16 protein-coding genes and 2 tRNA genes are annotated in these 14,753 nt (G+C 70.0%); 10 read left to right on the top strand and 8 right to left on the bottom strand.

Annotated features, from left to right (window positions below; genetic code table 11):
- The first annotated feature begins 35 nt into the window (after nucleotides 1–35).
- The 3 genes from ACTG9Q_RS23080 to ACTG9Q_RS23090 are packed head-to-tail and all read left to right on the top strand — an operon-like array spanning nucleotide 36 to nucleotide 3,994.
- Nucleotides 36–2,246, top strand: a complete 2,211-nt coding sequence (locus tag ACTG9Q_RS23080; RefSeq protein WP_455574942.1) for an alpha-L-arabinofuranosidase C-terminal domain-containing protein — start codon at nucleotides 36–38, stop codon at nucleotides 2,244–2,246.
- A complete protein-coding gene (locus ACTG9Q_RS23085) occupies nucleotides 2,247–2,522 on the top strand; it encodes a hypothetical protein (RefSeq protein ID WP_455574943.1) in 276 nt (91 codons plus the stop codon). It begins immediately after the preceding gene.
- On the top strand, nucleotides 2,519–3,994 hold the full coding sequence (locus ACTG9Q_RS23090) for a family 43 glycosylhydrolase (RefSeq protein WP_455574944.1): 1,476 nt from the start codon (nucleotides 2,519–2,521) through the stop codon (nucleotides 3,992–3,994). The genes ACTG9Q_RS23085 and ACTG9Q_RS23090 overlap by 4 nt, the downstream gene beginning before the upstream one ends.
- Before the next feature lie 40 nt (nucleotides 3,995–4,034).
- On the opposite strand, the gene ACTG9Q_RS23095 is transcribed toward ACTG9Q_RS23090, so the two are convergent.
- The 3 genes from ACTG9Q_RS23095 to ACTG9Q_RS23105 are packed head-to-tail and all read right to left on the bottom strand — an operon-like array spanning nucleotide 4,035 to nucleotide 5,618.
- A complete protein-coding gene (locus ACTG9Q_RS23095; RefSeq protein WP_455574945.1) occupies nucleotides 4,035–4,214 on the bottom strand; it encodes a hypothetical protein in 180 nt (59 codons plus the stop codon).
- Nucleotides 4,207–4,419, bottom strand: coding sequence for an ArsR/SmtB family transcription factor (locus tag ACTG9Q_RS23100; RefSeq protein WP_455574946.1), 213 nt, complete (start codon nucleotides 4,417–4,419; stop codon nucleotides 4,207–4,209). The genes ACTG9Q_RS23095 and ACTG9Q_RS23100 overlap by 8 nt, the downstream gene beginning before the upstream one ends.
- Nucleotides 4,416–5,618 carry an FAD-dependent monooxygenase gene (locus tag ACTG9Q_RS23105; RefSeq protein ID WP_455574947.1) on the bottom strand — a complete coding sequence of 401 codons (1,203 nt, stop codon included), beginning with the start codon at nucleotides 5,616–5,618 and terminating at the stop codon, nucleotides 4,416–4,418. The genes ACTG9Q_RS23100 and ACTG9Q_RS23105 overlap by 4 nt, the downstream gene beginning before the upstream one ends.
- A 67-nt stretch (nucleotides 5,619–5,685) precedes the next feature.
- Between ACTG9Q_RS23105 and ACTG9Q_RS23110 the strand changes: the two genes are divergently transcribed.
- The 3 genes from ACTG9Q_RS23110 to ACTG9Q_RS23120 all read left to right on the top strand — a co-directional run bounded on the left by ACTG9Q_RS23110 (nucleotide 5,686) and on the right by ACTG9Q_RS23120 (nucleotide 7,965).
- Entirely contained in the window at nucleotides 5,686–6,222 is a 537-nt protein-coding gene (locus tag ACTG9Q_RS23110) for a TetR/AcrR family transcriptional regulator (protein WP_455574948.1), read from the top strand.
- 20 nt (nucleotides 6,223–6,242) lie between these two features.
- Complete coding sequence (locus tag ACTG9Q_RS23115) at nucleotides 6,243–7,061, top strand: SDR family oxidoreductase (protein WP_455574949.1); 819 nt, start codon at nucleotides 6,243–6,245, stop codon at nucleotides 7,059–7,061.
- A gap of 82 nt (nucleotides 7,062–7,143) precedes the next feature.
- Nucleotides 7,144–7,965 (top strand): alpha/beta hydrolase, encoded by an 822-nt coding sequence (locus tag ACTG9Q_RS23120; protein ID WP_455574950.1) that lies wholly within the window; start codon nucleotides 7,144–7,146, stop codon nucleotides 7,963–7,965.
- A gap of 87 nt (nucleotides 7,966–8,052) precedes the next feature.
- Here the strand turns inward: ACTG9Q_RS23120 and ACTG9Q_RS23125 are convergent, their stop codons facing one another.
- Nucleotides 8,053–8,925 carry a phosphotransferase gene (locus ACTG9Q_RS23125; RefSeq protein WP_455574951.1) on the bottom strand — a complete coding sequence of 291 codons (873 nt, stop codon included), beginning with the start codon at nucleotides 8,923–8,925 and terminating at the stop codon, nucleotides 8,053–8,055.
- Entirely contained in the window at nucleotides 8,922–10,196 is a 1,275-nt protein-coding gene (locus tag ACTG9Q_RS23130; RefSeq protein WP_455574952.1) for a helix-turn-helix domain-containing protein, read from the bottom strand. Before ACTG9Q_RS23130 ends, ACTG9Q_RS23125 begins: the two co-directional genes overlap by 4 nt.
- A 237-nt stretch (nucleotides 10,197–10,433) precedes the next feature.
- Between ACTG9Q_RS23130 and ACTG9Q_RS23135 the strand changes: the two genes are divergently transcribed.
- Entirely contained in the window at nucleotides 10,434–10,784 is a 351-nt protein-coding gene (locus ACTG9Q_RS23135) for a hypothetical protein (protein WP_455574953.1), read from the top strand.
- 111 nt (nucleotides 10,785–10,895) lie between these two features.
- On the opposite strand, the gene ACTG9Q_RS23140 is transcribed toward ACTG9Q_RS23135, so the two are convergent.
- Together ACTG9Q_RS23140 and ACTG9Q_RS23145 are read right to left on the bottom strand one after the other, a co-directional pair.
- Nucleotides 10,896–10,970 (bottom strand) — tRNA-Arg (locus ACTG9Q_RS23140).
- Between the two features lie 4 nt (nucleotides 10,971–10,974).
- Nucleotides 10,975–11,048: transfer RNA gene (locus ACTG9Q_RS23145), tRNA-Arg, on the bottom strand.
- Nucleotides 11,049–11,373: 325 nt separating this feature from the next.
- Here ACTG9Q_RS23145 and ACTG9Q_RS23150 point away from each other — a divergent pair.
- On the top strand, nucleotides 11,374–12,237 hold the full coding sequence (locus ACTG9Q_RS23150; RefSeq protein WP_455574954.1) for a 1-phosphofructokinase family hexose kinase: 864 nt from the start codon (nucleotides 11,374–11,376) through the stop codon (nucleotides 12,235–12,237).
- A 133-nt stretch (nucleotides 12,238–12,370) separates the two neighbouring features.
- On the opposite strand, the gene ACTG9Q_RS23155 is transcribed toward ACTG9Q_RS23150, so the two are convergent.
- Complete coding sequence (locus ACTG9Q_RS23155) at nucleotides 12,371–12,970, bottom strand: TetR/AcrR family transcriptional regulator (RefSeq protein ID WP_455574955.1); 600 nt, start codon at nucleotides 12,968–12,970, stop codon at nucleotides 12,371–12,373.
- 84 nt (nucleotides 12,971–13,054) lie between these two features.
- On the opposite strand from ACTG9Q_RS23155, the gene ACTG9Q_RS23160 reads away from it, so the two are divergent.
- Together ACTG9Q_RS23160 and ACTG9Q_RS23165 are read left to right on the top strand one after the other, a co-directional pair.
- Nucleotides 13,055–13,930 (top strand): alpha/beta fold hydrolase, encoded by an 876-nt coding sequence (locus tag ACTG9Q_RS23160; protein WP_455574956.1) that lies wholly within the window; start codon nucleotides 13,055–13,057, stop codon nucleotides 13,928–13,930.
- A 224-nt stretch (nucleotides 13,931–14,154) separates the two neighbouring features.
- Nucleotides 14,155–14,742 carry a VC0807 family protein gene (locus ACTG9Q_RS23165; protein WP_455574957.1) on the top strand — a complete coding sequence of 196 codons (588 nt, stop codon included), beginning with the start codon at nucleotides 14,155–14,157 and terminating at the stop codon, nucleotides 14,740–14,742.
- Nucleotides 14,743–14,753: the final 11 nt, after the last annotated feature.

Raw genomic sequence — 14,753 nt, forward strand, 5'->3', positions numbered from 1 at the left:
GCCGCACAGCGTCGCTGACCCGACGAGGAGCACGCATGCCCCGCACTCCCGCCATGGCGGCGGCGGCACTGGCCGCCGTCAGCCTGGTCGCCGCCTTCCCCGGCGCGGGCTCGGCAGCCCCCGCCGACTACACGCTCACCGTCGACCGGGCCCGCCCGGGTCCCGCCATTGACGACACGATGTACGGCGTCTTCTTCGAGGACATCAACCAGGCCGCGGACGGCGGTCTGTACGCCGAGCTGGTGCGCAACCGGTCCTTCGAGTTCGACCGGGCCGACAACGCCGCCTACACCCCGCTCACCGGCTGGGCACCGACCGGCGGCGCGCTCGACGTGGTCGACGACGACGGCAGGCTCAACGAGCGCAACCGCCGCCACCTGCGGCTCACCCTGCCCGCCGGGGTGATCAACTCCGGCTACAACTCCGGTATCGCGTTGGCCAAGGGCGAGTACTACGACTTCAGCGTCTGGGCTCGCGCCGACCAGGCAGCGGCACTCACCGTGGCGCTGACCGACCCCGCGGGCAGGCCGCTCGCCGACCCGCTGCGCGTCGAGGTCCGCGGCGGCTGGGCCAAGCACACCGGCGTCCTGCGCGCGAAGGCCGCCACCAGCACGGGCAGGCTCACGCTGAGCGGCGCCGGAACCGGCGCGCTGGCGCTGGACATGGTCTCGCTGTTCCCCAGGAACACCTTCAAGGGCAGGCCGAACGGGCTGCGCCGCGACCTCGCCGAGAAGGTCGCCGCGCTGAAGCCGGGCTTCGTCCGCTTCCCCGGCGGCTGCCTGGTCAACACCGGCAGCCACCACGACTACAGCGCGCCGGACTGGGAGCGCCGCCGCTCGTACCAGTGGAAGGACACCATCGGCCCGGTCGAGCAGCGGCCCACGAACGCCAACTTCTGGGGCTACAACCAGTCCTACGGCCTCGGCTACCACGAGTACTTCCAGTTCTCCGAGGACATCGGCGCGATGCCGCTGCCCGTGGTGCCCGCGCTGGTCACCGGCTGCGGCCAGAACCGCGCCACGGACGACCCCGCCCTGCTGCGCCGCCACATCCAGGACACCCTGGACCTGATCGAGTACGCCAACGGCCCGGTCACCTCGACCTGGGGCGCCAAGCGCGCCGCGGCGGGCCACCCCGAGCCGTTCGGGCTCACCCACCTCGGCGTCGGCAACGAGGAGAACCTGCCGGAGGAGTACTTCGCCCGCTTCACCGAGTTCCGCGCCGCGATCGCCGCGCGGTACCCCGACATCGTCGTCATCGGCAACTCCGGCCCCGACGACACCGGCGGGGTCTTCGACCGGCTCTGGCGGCTCAACCGCGACGCGGGCGTGGCGATGGTCGACGAGCACTACTACAACAGCCCGAGCTGGTTCCTGCAGAACAACGACCGCTACGACAGCTACGACCGCGCGGGCCCCAGGGTGTTCCTCGGCGAGTACGCCTCGCAGGACAACTTCTTCGCCAACGCGCTGGCCGAGGCGGCGTTCATGACCGGCATCGAGCGCAACGCCGACGTCGTCAAGCTCGCCTCCTACGCCCCGCTGCTGGCCAACGAGGACTACGTGCAGTGGCGCCCGGACATGATCTGGTTCAACAACCACGCCTCCTGGGGCTCGGCGAGCTACGAGGTCCAGAAGCTGTTCATGACCAATGTCGGCGACCGGGTGGTGCCCAGCACGGCCTCGGCGACACCGTCGACGCAGCAGCCGATCTCCGGCGCGATCGGACTGTCCACATGGGCCACGGCGGCGAGCTACGACGACGTCTCCGTCACCGCCGCCGACGGCGCCACCCTGTTCAGTGACGACTTCAGCGGCACCGACGAGCGGTGGACGCGGGCGGCTGGGACCGGGTCGTGGGCGGTGGTCGACGGGGCGTACGTCCAGTCCGACGCGGCCGCGGAGAACACCCTGGTCACCGCGGGCGACCCCGCCTGGCAGGACTACACCTTCACCGTCAAGGCCACCAAGCAGTCCGGCCGCGAGGGCTTCCTGATCGCCTTCGGGGTCAGGGACACCGGCAACAACTACTGGTGGAACCTCGGCGGCTGGGGCAACACCCGCTCGGCCGTGGAGAAGACCGAGGGCGGCGCCAAGTCGACCCTGGTCGAGGACGACACGCGGATCGAGACGGGCCGCCAGTACGACCTGCGCGTGGAGGTGCGCGGCAGGCACGTGGCGCTGTTCGTCGACGGCGCCAAGTGGGGCGAGTTCACCGACGACCGGCTCGCCGAGCCGTTCCGCTAGGTGGTCACCCGCGACCTGGCCACCGGCGAGCTGATCGTCAAGGTGGTCAACGCCCAGGACGCCGCCGCGAGCACCCGGGTCGACCTCGGCCCCGGCCAGGTGGACGAGTGGGCGAGGTCCACCGTCCTCAGCGGACTGCCCACCGACATGAACACCGAGTTCGCCCAGCCGATCCGGCCCCGCGAGTCCCGGGTCCGGGTGTCGAACTCCTTCACCCACACCTTCCCGGCGAACTCCGTGACGTTCCTCCGCATCAAGGACAGGAGCCAGCGATGACCTCCCTCGACCGCCGATCCCTGCTGCGCGCGGGCAGGGTGCTCGCCGCGGCGGGCGCCGTGCCGATGGCGACCGCGGCGACGGCCACCGCGACGACCACTGCGGCGCCCGCCACCGGGCACCGCTCGGGGCTGACCACCCGCAACCCCCTCGTCGAGCGGCGCGCCGACCCGTTCGTCACCCACCCGGTGAACGGCATGTACTACCTGACCGGCTCGGTCCCGGAGTACGACCGGATCGTCGTGCGGGGCGCCTCCACCCTGGACGGCCTGGCGAGCGCCCGGGAGCGCACGATCTGGCGCCGTCCGGCGTCGGGGCGGATGGGCGGCTACATCTGGGCGCCGGAGCTGCACCGCATCGACGGCCGGTGGTACGTGTACTTCGCCGCGGGCGACTCCGACGACCCGTTCCGCATCCGCACCTACGTTCTGGAGTCCACGAAGGACGATCCCCGCGAGAGCGGCTGGGTGCTGCGCGACCAGGTCACGACGACGTGGGACAGCTTCATGCTCGACGCCACCACGTTCACCCACCGCGAACGGCGCTACTTCCTGTGGGCGCAGCACGAGCCGGGCATCGACACCAACACCAACCTCTACATCGCCGAGATGGCCTCGCCGCTGGCGATCAAGGGTGACCCGGTGCGCATCGCGGTGCCCACGCTGCCGTGGGAGGTGCAGGGCTTCCGGGTCAACGAGGGCGCCGCGGTGCTCATCCGCAACGGCCGGGTGTTCGTCACCTTCTCGGCCAGCGCGACCGACGCCCGCTACTGCATGGGCCTGCTCACCGCCGACGAGAACGCCAACCTGCTCGACGCGCGGTCGTGGACGAAGTCCCCGAACCCGGTCTTCGCCACCAACGCCGAGACCGGCCAGTACGGCCCCGGCCACAACAGCTTCACCGTCGCCGAGGACGGGCAGACCGACGTGATGGTCTACCACGCCCGCGACTACCGCGACATCACCGGGGACCCGCTGTTCGACCCCAACCGGCACGCCCGCGTGCAGCGGGTCCACTGGAACTCCGACGGGACACCGAGTTTCGGCGTCCCGGTCGGCAGCGGCGGGCCGATCAGCCGTCTGTCTCCTTTGGACTCTTTGAACACCTACGTGCGTCACCACGAGTACCGGATGCGGGTGGACGGCAACGTCCGGGACCTGGCGGACAGCCAGTTCCGGTTCGTGCCCGGCTTCCTCGGCGCGGGCACCGTCGCGCTGCGGTCGGTCAACTTCCCCGACCGGTACGTCCGGGCCGACGGCTCGGTGCTGCGCATCGATCCGTACGAGGACACCGACGCCTACGGCCGGGCCGCAGGCTTCCTGCGGGTACCCGGCCTCGCCGACCAGTCCGCGGTGTCACTGCGACTGCTCGCGGACCCGTCGTCCTACGTCACCCACGACACGGGACGCCTCACGGTGGCCACGCCGGGATCACGGAACGCCCGCCTGCGCGCGACCTTCCGACTGAGCTGAGCACGCCGTGGCCCCGCGTTCCGCCGCGGGGCCACGGATGTCAGCGGCGCAGCTCCTCCCCCAACGCGGTCAGCCAGTCGTTGGTGCCCTGCTCGCGCCAGGCGGGCCGGAAGTCGAGCTCGTACTTGTCGACGCCCGCGCCGGTGAACCAGCGCGCCTTCGCCACCGGATAGGCGCGCTCGATCTCGAAGGTCGAGGTGATCACGGTTCGCTCAGTCATGGGGCCCCTCCAAAACAGTGTTGTCCGGCTCGGCCAGGACATCGCCGAGCCGGTCAAGGCTCAGCTCCCAGTCCGTGCGCCTGCGCCCGATCCAGTCCTCGGCCAGCCGCAAGGCGTCCGGCCTGATCCGACAGATGCGCACCCGGCCCGACTTCTCCGTGCTGACCAAGCCGCTCTCGGTGAGCACCCGCAAGTGCTGGATCACCGCGCTGAGTAGTCCCGCACGGTCATCGAGTCGTGCAGGCGGATTCCCTTGGTGTTGAGGCGGGCCAGCGCCTTGGTCAGCCCGGAGGGCAGCGCCGCGGCCGCGCGCGAGCCGTACAGCAGGGCCAGGACGCCCAGGCGGGAGGTCGGGACCAGGCTCTTGGCCGCGCCCAGCGCGAACGCCCGGCTGGCCGCCACCGGGCCCGCCATCTCCCGCTCGCAGGCGGCGAAGGCGCGCTCGTGGTCCCCGCCCGCCGCGGCCAGTTCGCCCGCCAGGACGTACGCCCCGAACACGGCCAGGCTCGTGCTGCCGCCGACCGCGGGGCCCGGGCAGTAGCCCGCGTCGCCCGCGAGCGTCACCCGGCCGCGGCTCCAGGTGTCCATGCGCAGCTGGGTGATGGAGTCGAAGTAGAACGCGCCGCCGCTGTCGAGTTCGCCGAGCCAACCGTCCACCCTGGTGTGCATCCCCGAGAAGGCGTCGCGGAGGAGGACTTTCTGGCGCTCGACGTCGCGGTGGTGGTAGTCCAGCTCGCTGTCGGCGCGGAAGAGGAACACGGCGCGGGCGTCGCCGTCGTGCTGGGCGCCGTAGACGCCCACCACGCGGCCCGCGCCGAAGTGGCCGGTGAACTCGCCCGCGCGCGCGTGGTGGTCCGGCAGGGACAGGACGGCGAGGTAGGCGCCGATGAACGCGCTGTAGCGCTGCTCGGGGCCGAACACCAGCCGCCGCACGTTGGAGTGCAGGCCGTCGGCACCGACGACGATGTCGAACCGGCGCGGGGGGCCGGTGTCGAACGCCACCTCGCCGTCCGGGGAGATGGCGGAGATGGAGTCGCCGAAGATGTGCTCCACGTGGTCGCGGGTGGCGTCGTGGTAGATCTCGCTGAGGTCGTCGCGCATGATCTCCACGTGCCGGTCGCTGGCCGCGGCGTAGATCTTGCCGATGTCGACGGTCACCGGCCGCGCGCTCCCCTCCCGGTACGCCACCATCCGCTCGGTGCCGGTCGCCCGGTCCTCGATCCGCTTGAGCACCCCCATTCGCTCGGAGATCTCCATGGCGGGCCGGAACAGGTCCACGGCGTGCCCGCCCGCCTTCCGCAGCCGCTCGGCCCGCTCCACCACCGTGACCTCGAACCCGTACCTGGCCAGCCAGTACGCCAGGACCGGTCCGGTGACGCTGGCCCCTGAGATCAGCACACGCATGTCGCCCCCTTACTTAACGGTAGGTAAGTCAGCTTACCAACCGTTAAGTCAGCTACGCTCGCGCTTAATGACGAACGACACCAAGAGCCGCATCCAGGCCGCCGCCCGGGAGCTGTTCGCCCAGAAGGGCGTGCAGCGGACCAGCCTGCAGGAGATCGCGGATCGCCTCGGCATCACCAAGGCCGCGCTGTACTACCACTTCCAGTCCCGCGAGGACCTGGTCCGCAGCATCGTCCAGCCGCTCATCGACGAGGGCGAGGCGTTCATCCGCGCCCAGGAGTCCCGGCCCGCGGGTCCCCGGGCCCTGCTGGAGGGCTATTTCGACTTCCACTACCGCCATCGGCACCAGATGATCCTCATTCTCACCGAGTACGCCACCCTCACCGAACTCGACCTCATCGAGGTCGTCCTCACCTGGCGCGCCCGCCTCTCCGACCTGCTCGTCGGCGCCGACGCCCCGCTCACCGCGGCCACGGGCGCCGTGGTCGCGCTCGGCGGCCTGCAGGACTGCACCATGCACTTCGCCGACGTCCCGGCGCGGGAACTCCGCGACGCCGCGGTCGCCGCGGCGATGGCGGCCTTGGGCAGTTCTTTGAATACCTGACAAGCGGGTACCCGGAGGCCATGCGGTCATTGCGAGACAGGGTTGTCCTGGTCACCGGCGGTTCGGCCGGGCTGGGGGAGGCGACCGCGCGGCTACTGTCCGAGCGCGGCGCGCGGGTGGTCATCTGCGGACGCGACCAGCGACGGCTCGACGCGGCCCTGGACCGGATGCCCGGCGTCGACGGCGTGCGGTGCGACGTCACCAGGGCCACCGACCGCGACGGGCTGGTGGACGCCGTGCTGGACCGGTGGGGACGGCTGGACGCGCTGGTCAACAACGCGGGCCACGGTCAGGTCGGCAGGCTGGACGACCTCGACCCAGCCGAGATCGACGACATCGTGGCCGTCAACTTCACGGCGGTCGCCCAGCTCACCCGCTTGGCCCTGCCCCACCTCCGAGAGCGCGGCGGCGACATCGTGATGATCTCCTCGCTGGTCGGCGCCGTGCCGATCCCCCCGCTGTCGCTGTACTCGGCGACAAAAGCGGGCGTGGACGGACTCGTCACGGCCCTACGCCGAGAAACCCCCCACGGCGTCCGCGTACACGCCATCTGCCCCGGCCCCATGCGCACCGAATGGCTGGTACGCGCGGTCCAAGACCGACCAACCAACGCCGAGGCCCCGCACCGCCTGTCCGCGGGCTTCCCCCCAGACCGCGTAGCCGACCAGGTCGCCCGCTGCCTCACCGCCCACCACTCCCGCACGGTCTCGGTCCCCCGCTGGTGGGCCCCCGCCCGCCTGGCAACCCTCCCCCCAATCAGCCGCGCACTGGACCTCACCCTCGCCCCCCTCGCCCCCTGGCTGGTCAAATTCGCCCGCCGCTACGGACAAAGCCTTTGAGGGAGGTCCAGCAGTTGTCATGGGCCGAAGTCGCAGTGCCATCCTGATCGCACAGCACCAGCCCACCCAGGAGACCGCACGGATGCCGACCAGCACGCCGACCACTGTCCGCAACCTCGACGGTCTCCGGCTCGCGGCCACGTTGGATGTTCCCGACGGGTCTACCGGCCATGCCGCGCTGCTGGCGCATGGCGCGGGGGTCACGCGCGAGGAGGGCGGCTTCTTCACGCGGATGGCGGCGGGGCTGGCCGAGGCGGGTATCGCGTCCTTGCGGCTGGATCTGCCGGGGCATGGCCAGAGCGAAGGCCGCCAGGAGGATCTGTCGCTGTCAGCGGTGCTGAACGTGATCCGTTCCGGGCTCGACCATCTGCGGGCCGAGACTGGCTGCACGGGAACCTCGCTCATCGCCGCCAGCTTCTCGGGTGGCACCGCGGCGTACTACGCGGCGAAGCGACCGGATGAGGTGCGGCGCCTGGTCCTGATCAACCCGCTCATCGACTACAAGCAACGGTTCGTGGACGAGAAGAAGGCATGGGAGAACGGTCACATCAGTGACAAGGGCGGGCGGCAACTCCTTGAGCGGGGGTTCGTCGGGCACTCGCCGACCTTCAAGCTGGGCCGCCCGATCCTCAACGAGGTGTTCTGGCTCAAGCCGCGGGACGTGCTGGGCGAGATCACCGCGCCGACGCTCATCGCGCACGGCAGCGAGGACACGTTCATCTCGGTGGAATCATCGCGCCGTGCGGTCGAGCAGCTGACGTGCGAGCACCGGTTCATGGAACTGGAAGGCGCGCAGCACGGCATCGCGGTGCACGACGACCCGGAGTACGCCGACCCGCAGACCCAGCTCTGGCAGGTCGAGGTCATCCAGGCGGTCGCTGACTGGCTGACCACCGGCCCGTAGGTGATCAGGCGGTCACCACTTCGGCGAGGCCGCGCACCGCTGGTCGGTGAGCGGGCAGAAGTGTGAGATAACAGTTGAATTCTCTGCTTATCCTGCCCGCCAGAGCGCTTGGCGGTCACCTCGTCGCAGGGTGTCGAGCCGATGCTGGAGCTGGCCGGCGGCGGTGTTGTCGCCGCTGTCGGCGCGGCGGATGAATGCGCCGAGGGTGTGCAGGTCGCGTATGTCGCGCAGCACCCAGAAACCAGGCCAGTGGCGGACGTCGTAGCCGTAGGCTTTGCTGAACGCGGCGAGTTGGGATTCGGTTCGCCCGAACCGCGCTCCCTGGTAGGTATTGATTAGATCCAGCTCACGAGGCCCGGTGGCTGCTTCATCCCAGTCGCCGAGGAGTACGCGGTCGTCGTCCCACAAGAGATTGCCTGGATAGGCGTCGCCGTGGATCAGGCCGGTACCGAGGGCGAAGTCCAGTTGCGCAAAGCGTTCCAGCAACTCGCTCGCCTGTTCGCGCAGCCATGCTGCGTCACTTCGACCGAGAGAGGTAGTACTGGCGACGGTTGCGCCGAACTGGGCCAATGGCGCATACGTCGGCAACGCAACGGGAAGATTGCCTATGTGGTGCAGATCGCGGAGGATGCTGCCGAGGTGGGCGGGCTCGGGCTTGGAACGGTTGCCCTGGGGGTAGTAGCGCCAGAATGTGATGGTCAGATCGCCCATATTCACTGGTTGCTCGACATCGAGTGGACTGGTTACAGGTAAGCCGCACCCGGACAACCATCGTGTGAGCGTAATAGCGCGCTCGGCAGCTTCGGTGTCCTGACGGTTGCGGGTGACTCTGGCGACGACAGCAGCTTTAGGCAGCAGATAAACGCTGGTGGCGTGCTGTGCGAGCAAGCGACAGCCGTCGGTGTTCAGGCCAACGGAACGGGCGGATTCATGAACCGCGCTCGCGATGCTTTGCGTCATCGAGTGGATGCTATCGCAGGCAGGTTGGATCGCGTTTCTTCCTCGAAGTGCCGCAATTCGTCCATGAGCGCTCGACCATCAGGCGTGTCCCCCATAGTCGACTGTGCGAGCACGACGCGTGTCTGGCCGATTGCGAGATCGAACTGCTGGATGCGCCGCTTCGGCGACAGGGCCAAGACGGGCGCGGCCGCGTCGAGGGCGCCGTCCAGTTCGCCGCGTACCAGCCGGGCGTTGACGACGTCGAGCCGCGCGAGGGCTTCGTCGCCGTACGATCGCTCGGTGGAAGGACCGTTCTCGTAGGCTGCGATCGCTTCGGCGGCGTACGTCTCGGACTTCTGGTAATCGCCGAGCAGGCCGTACGTGCTGCCGAGGTAGTAGGACTGCTTGGCGGTGGGAAATCTCAGCAGCCCACCGAGGTCGGTCACGTCATCGAAGTCCACGGGCTCATCCCGAATGGCATGGACCCGGGCCAGAGCCACGGTGGCGTGCGCCTTGTCGCCCATCCGAGCGGCGGCTCGGGCTTCGATGGCGGCCAGCCGCAGGCGTGACTCCCGGCTGGCCGGGAACCGGCTGCCCTCCTGCGCCAGGTCGACGGCGGCGCGATGGCGCAACGACCACTCGTTGATCAACGCGGCCGTTCCCCGCGCCCACAGCCGAAGCGCGTCATGCTGGGCAACGTCTGCACAGGTCCAGGCGGAACGGAGTTGAGCGAGCGCCGCTCGCTGGTCGCCGATGTTCTGGGAGGCGTGAGCCAGCAGCAGGCAGGCCATGCCTCCGAGCACGTACAGGTCGCGAGTGTGCCGCGGTCGCTGCTGGCGAGACAGCAGACCAAAGATGGCGTTTCTCGCCTCCACCAGGTCGTCGAACAACAGCGACACGGGTGTGTACACGTACTCCACGGCGATCCGGCTGAGTTCCCAGCGCAAGTGGTCGATAGCGCCATCACTGACGTGCGAGCCGGTGATCTCCTCCACGAATCGCACTGACTCTTGCGCAGCACTGCTCGCCAAGCGGTGCGGATCAGCAGCTTCCACCCGTCGAACGCCAGTCACAGAAAGCAGCGAGGCACCAGACGTCAACAACTCGCCCAACTGGTCGGGCGACACCTGGAGTTGCCGCGCGATCTTCGGCCATGCCCACGGCTGCGGGCTTGACGTGCCCAACTCCCAGCGGCGAACGGTTGAGACGTCGACACCCAGCTTTTCGGCGAGTGCCTCCTGGCTGAACCCAAGCGACTTTCGCCGCGCGACCAAGCGCGGTCGCTTTGCCATCGCTTCACCCTCATCCGAAGCGTCTGTGCATCCGCAGGCCAGGGGCCACAGTGCACGGTTTCTGCCCGCTGACTGCCAGCCCATAACGCCCTGTATTCAGGCGACTACAGACCCTTCCATAGGCAGGGTAGGGCCTGGACGTTCCAGGCGGCAACGGCGCCAGGAGGGCCAGTGATCAGGCACTTTCCGCCATCGGATCGACCAGGTTCACCGTCGTCGGTCATCACGGAGGGCGCTGTGGATGCCATGACTCACGCGTCGAGCGGCAGCCTCCGTTCGCTGCGCGACCAGCAATACTGGATGGTGCCGGCATGGCCGAGATTGGCGAACGTCCATGACGTTGTCGACCACTTCATGCGCTTCACGCCGCACGACAGCGCGACAGACCTTGAACGACTCGCCTACTACGAGACTTACGTCGCGGCACTGAAGATCGCACGCGAGCACAGCACTGGGCTGCCGGGCTCGGCCTTCGCGGAACGCTGGTACCACGACCTCCACGATGCCCTGCTGCGCTGCGTGGAGCGATACCGCCTGCGCTGCAAGGAAATCGGTCAAGACTCTGGGCAACCGACGGCCAAGCGGTGACCGCCCCGATCACCGAGCCTGCTCCTCGTCCCCTTCGTGATACGCCCTCGGGTACCACTTCCGCCGTCAGTTGCGCGCGCAGCGGTGCGGGTTAGCGCGACGGGCGTGGGCTGGTGCCCCCAGCAGGAGTCGAACCTGCGTCTCCGGCTTCGGACGCCGGTGTCTTGTCCGTTGGACCACGGGGGCCGTGCTGCCCTACCAGGATTCGAACCTGGGGCCTCCCCGTTCGTAGCGGGGCGCTCTATCCTGCTGAGCTATAGGGCATTGGAAGAACACGCCAAATGGAGAAAGCCGCCCTATCGCGGTCGGCGATGGGCGGCTCCCTGGTCAGGACGTGGTTCTACGTCGTGAGGGGAGCCTGGAGTGCGCGAAGGCCGCCGCGTCGGCGTCGCTTCTGGTTGGTCGTCATCGCACTCTCCCTTGGTCGACGCCGAGGGTCGCGCACCCTCGGCGAGTGCGTCAATCGGTTATTCGCCTCACGGTGGGGGTCAACGGCGGGTGCTGTGGGTATGTAGGCGGGGTGACCAGCGATCGAGTGGGGACCGGCGGCGTCGTGGTGTTTACCCCGTCGCCGCAGTTGACTGTGACCGTGGAGGATCTTGACGGTCAGCCGGATGTGCACGTGCACGCCGGTGGGCAGGGGGTGTGGCAGGCCAGGATGGTGGCCGCGCTGGGTGTGCCGGTGGTGCTGTGCGGGGCGTTCGGCGGGGAGACCGGGCAGATCCTGCGGCACCTGGTCGACAACGACGGTGTGCGGGTGCAGCCGCGGGAGGTCACCGCGCGCAACGGGGCCTATGTGCACGACCGGCGTGACGGTTCCCGCAGCGAGGTCGTGGAGATGACCGCCGACCCGCTGACCCGCCACGAGCTGGACGACCTCTACGCGCTGACCCTGCGCGAGGCCATGCAGGAGGGCACCGCGATCCTCAGCGGCACCAAGACCGAGGTCGTGCCGTCCTCGCTGTACGAGCGCCTCGTCGCCGACCTCACCCAGCTGGGCTGCCGGGTCGTGGTGGACCTCTCCGGCGACGACCTGGCGGCGGCCCGCGCGGGCGGCCCGACCGTGATCAAGGTCAGCCACGAGGAGCTGATCGACGACGGCGAGGCGGAGGACTCGGTGCCCTCACTGGTCGAGGCGGCCCACCGCATGTCCGAGACCGGCGCGCTCCTGGTGATGGTCTCCCGCGCCGACCAGCCCGCCCTGGCCCGCACCGCCGACAACATCTGGCTGGTGGAGGTGCCCCAACTGCGCTCGGTCGACCACCGCGGCGCGGGCGACTCGATGACCGCCGCCATCACCGCCGCCCTCGCCACCGGCGACAGCGTCGAGAACGCCATCCGCCTCGGCGCCGCCGCGGGCGCCACCAACGTGACCCGCCACGGCCTGGGCACCGGCGACGCCGCCACCATCCGCACCCTGGCCGAACGAGTGACCCTGCGACCGGTCGACTGACCGAGGCGACCAAAGAACAGCTCGGACACCCGGCCGGTGGTTCTGCGATCAGCGGACCAACCGGCCAACGCTGTGGCCGAGGACAACCAGGACTCCGACGCCGCCACCTTCCGCACCCAAGCCGTCCGAGCGATTACGGCCATGGGACCAGTCGGTCGAGGTGGTAGTCGAGGACGGTTTGGGCCGTTTGTGGGGTGTGGTGTCCGATCAGGACGGCGTCGCTGATGCCGCCGACGACGGCCAGCAGGATGTCCGCCTCACGGGCCGGGTCGACCTCCGCGCGTAGTTCGCCCGCGGTTTGGGCGGCGGTGAGTTGGGAGGTCAGCAGCGCGAGGATTTCGGTGTGGCCGTGGCGGAACTTCTCGGCGGTGTCGGGCTGGGCGAGGGCGCGGATGAGGAAGGCGTTGGCCACCAGGGCTTCCGTCCTGGCGGTCTCGTCCACGGGCAGCAGCGCGGCGGCCACCTCGCGCACCGTTTCCAGCGGGCCGTCGGGCTGGGCCCGGGTCAGCCGCTCGCGCAGCCGGGCGTCCACCCGCTCGCGCAGGTGGCCCAGGGTGAAGGCGAGCAGGTCGTCGCGGGTGCCGAAGTAGTGCTGCACCCGCCCCTTCGACACCCCGGCCTCCTGCGCCACGCGCGCCAGGCTGACCGCTTCCAAGCCCTCCTGGGCCGCGACCCGCCCCACCGCCTCGGCGAGCTGTCCGCGCCGCTGGGCGTGGTCGACCTGCTTGGGCACCGCACCTCCGTTGCAATCCGATCGGCTTGCGAAAACCCGTCCAAGGTTTTACGATCTGATCGTATCGCAAAACAGGGGGAAACCATGCGAGTCGGTCACTTCACCAGTCCCGAGGGGCGCGCCCGCTTCCTCGCCGCGTACGACCGGGCGATGGCCACGCTGCCCACACCCGAGGAGGTCCGCGACGTCGACACGCCCTACGGCACCGTGCGGGTGCTGCGCTTCGGCGACGCGGGCGGCGCGCCGCTGGTCCTGCTGCCCGGACGATCCGCGCCCGCGGCGACGTGGGCGCCCAACCTGCCCGCGCTGGCCGAGCACCGCACCGTCTACGCGCTGGACATGCTCGGCGAGCCCGGCCGCAGCGTCCAGGCGGTCCCCCTGCGCGGCACCGCCGACCAGGTCGCCTGGCTGCGGGCCGTCCTCGACGCCGTGACCACCGGCCCGGCGCACCTGGTCGGCACCTCCATCGGCGGTTGGCTGGCACTGACCCTCGCCGCGCACGCGCCCGCCAACCTGGCCTCGGTCGCGCTGCTCGACCCCGCGCACACCCTCGACCGCATCCCCCTGGGCACCATCCTGCGCTCGATCGGCGCCGCGCCCGTCGCCCCGGCCTGGCTGCGACGGCGCTTCATCGACTCACTGTCCGACGGCGCACCCGTCGACCAGGACGACCCGGTGGCCCAGCTGATCGAGTCGGGCATGCGCGATCACTCCGCCGCGCTCCCCCCGCCCACCTACCCGAGCGAGGACACCCTGCGCGCGGTGCGCCTGCCGGTCCTCGCGGTGCTCGGCGGCCGCAGCACCATGCTCGACGCCGGACGGGCGCGGCGGCGCGCCGAGGATCTCCTGCCCGACGTCCGCGTCGAGATCTGGCCCGCCGCCTCCCACGCCCTCCCCGGGGAGTGCGCCGACGCCGTCAACACCCGCCTCCTCGCCTTCGCCACCGAGGCCGACCGGTGAACCGCCCAGCCGACCTCGATATCCCTGGCCGACATCAGGTTCCACGTCCCACCCGGGAAATGCGCCCCACCTCGACGTCCGCCCACTCGCCCTCAGCGCGGAGGCAGGCCAATGAACCCGGATGACCGCGATGCCCCTCGCCGACACCGCACCCCGCGCGGAAAACGCGCTCTCATCAACGCTCTCGCAGCCGAGGCCGAGCGGTGAACCGGCGGATGGTCGCGATGGCCTTGGTCGACATCGTCGCGCCGCTCGCGGTGTACTACGGCCTGCGGGCGCTCGGGGTGTCGGCGTGGCAGGCGTTGTTGTTGGGGGCGCTTGTGCCCGCTGCGCGCGCGGTGGTGTCACTGGTCCGGCATCGGCGGGTGGAGTGGTTGGCGGTGCTGGTGTTGGTCCTGATCGCGGTGAGTTCGGTGAGTGCGCTGCTCACCGGGAGTCCTCGGTTTCTGTTGGCCAAGGACGGCGCGATCACCGCCGCGCTCGGGCTGGCGGTGTTGGCCAGCATCGTCGCGGCGCGGCCTGCCATGTTCGCGCTCGGCCGGGCGATGGTGTCCGAAAAGGACGCGGCGACTTGGGATGAGAGGTGGGCGGGAATCCCGCACTTCCGGCGCATCTGGCGCACGGTGACTGTCCTCTGGGGACTCGGGCTGCTCCTCGACGCGGCGCTGCGGGTCGTGTTCGCCTACACGCTGCCGGTTGACGTCGTGCCCGCCCTCGGCGCCGCGCAGTGGCTGGTCCTGCTCGTGGTCCTGCAGGTCGTCAGCCAGCTCTACCTGCGGCGGCCGGGCAACCGCGAACTCGTCTTCGACTGAACGACGCGGGC

It is taken from the genome of Actinokineospora lacus (genome assembly GCF_053813445.1).

Bases quoted from the DNA above. Each gene is read 5' to 3' on its own strand.
- ACTG9Q_RS23080 (WP_455574942.1), top strand. From the start codon at position 36: ATGCCCCGCACTCCCGCCATGGCGGCGGCGGCACTGGCCGCCGTCAGC.
- ACTG9Q_RS23090 (WP_455574944.1), top strand. From the start codon at position 2,519: ATGACCTCCCTCGACCGCCGATCCCTGCTGCGCGCGGGCAGGGTGCTC.
- ACTG9Q_RS23095 (WP_455574945.1), bottom strand. From the start codon at position 4,214: ATGACTGAGCGAACCGTGATCACCTCGACCTTCGAGATCGAGCGCGCC.
- ACTG9Q_RS23105 (WP_455574947.1), bottom strand. From the start codon at position 5,618: ATGCGTGTGCTGATCTCAGGGGCCAGCGTCACCGGACCGGTCCTGGCG.
- ACTG9Q_RS23110 (WP_455574948.1), top strand. From the start codon at position 5,686: ATGACGAACGACACCAAGAGCCGCATCCAGGCCGCCGCCCGGGAGCTG.
- ACTG9Q_RS23115 (WP_455574949.1), top strand. From the start codon at position 6,243: ATGCGGTCATTGCGAGACAGGGTTGTCCTGGTCACCGGCGGTTCGGCC.
- ACTG9Q_RS23120 (WP_455574950.1), top strand. From the start codon at position 7,144: ATGCCGACCAGCACGCCGACCACTGTCCGCAACCTCGACGGTCTCCGG.
- ACTG9Q_RS23125 (WP_455574951.1), bottom strand. From the start codon at position 8,925: ATGACGCAAAGCATCGCGAGCGCGGTTCATGAATCCGCCCGTTCCGTT.
- ACTG9Q_RS23130 (WP_455574952.1), bottom strand. From the start codon at position 10,196: ATGGCAAAGCGACCGCGCTTGGTCGCGCGGCGAAAGTCGCTTGGGTTC.
- ACTG9Q_RS23160 (WP_455574956.1), top strand. From the start codon at position 13,055: ATGCGAGTCGGTCACTTCACCAGTCCCGAGGGGCGCGCCCGCTTCCTC.
- ACTG9Q_RS23165 (WP_455574957.1), top strand. From the start codon at position 14,155: ATGGCCTTGGTCGACATCGTCGCGCCGCTCGCGGTGTACTACGGCCTG.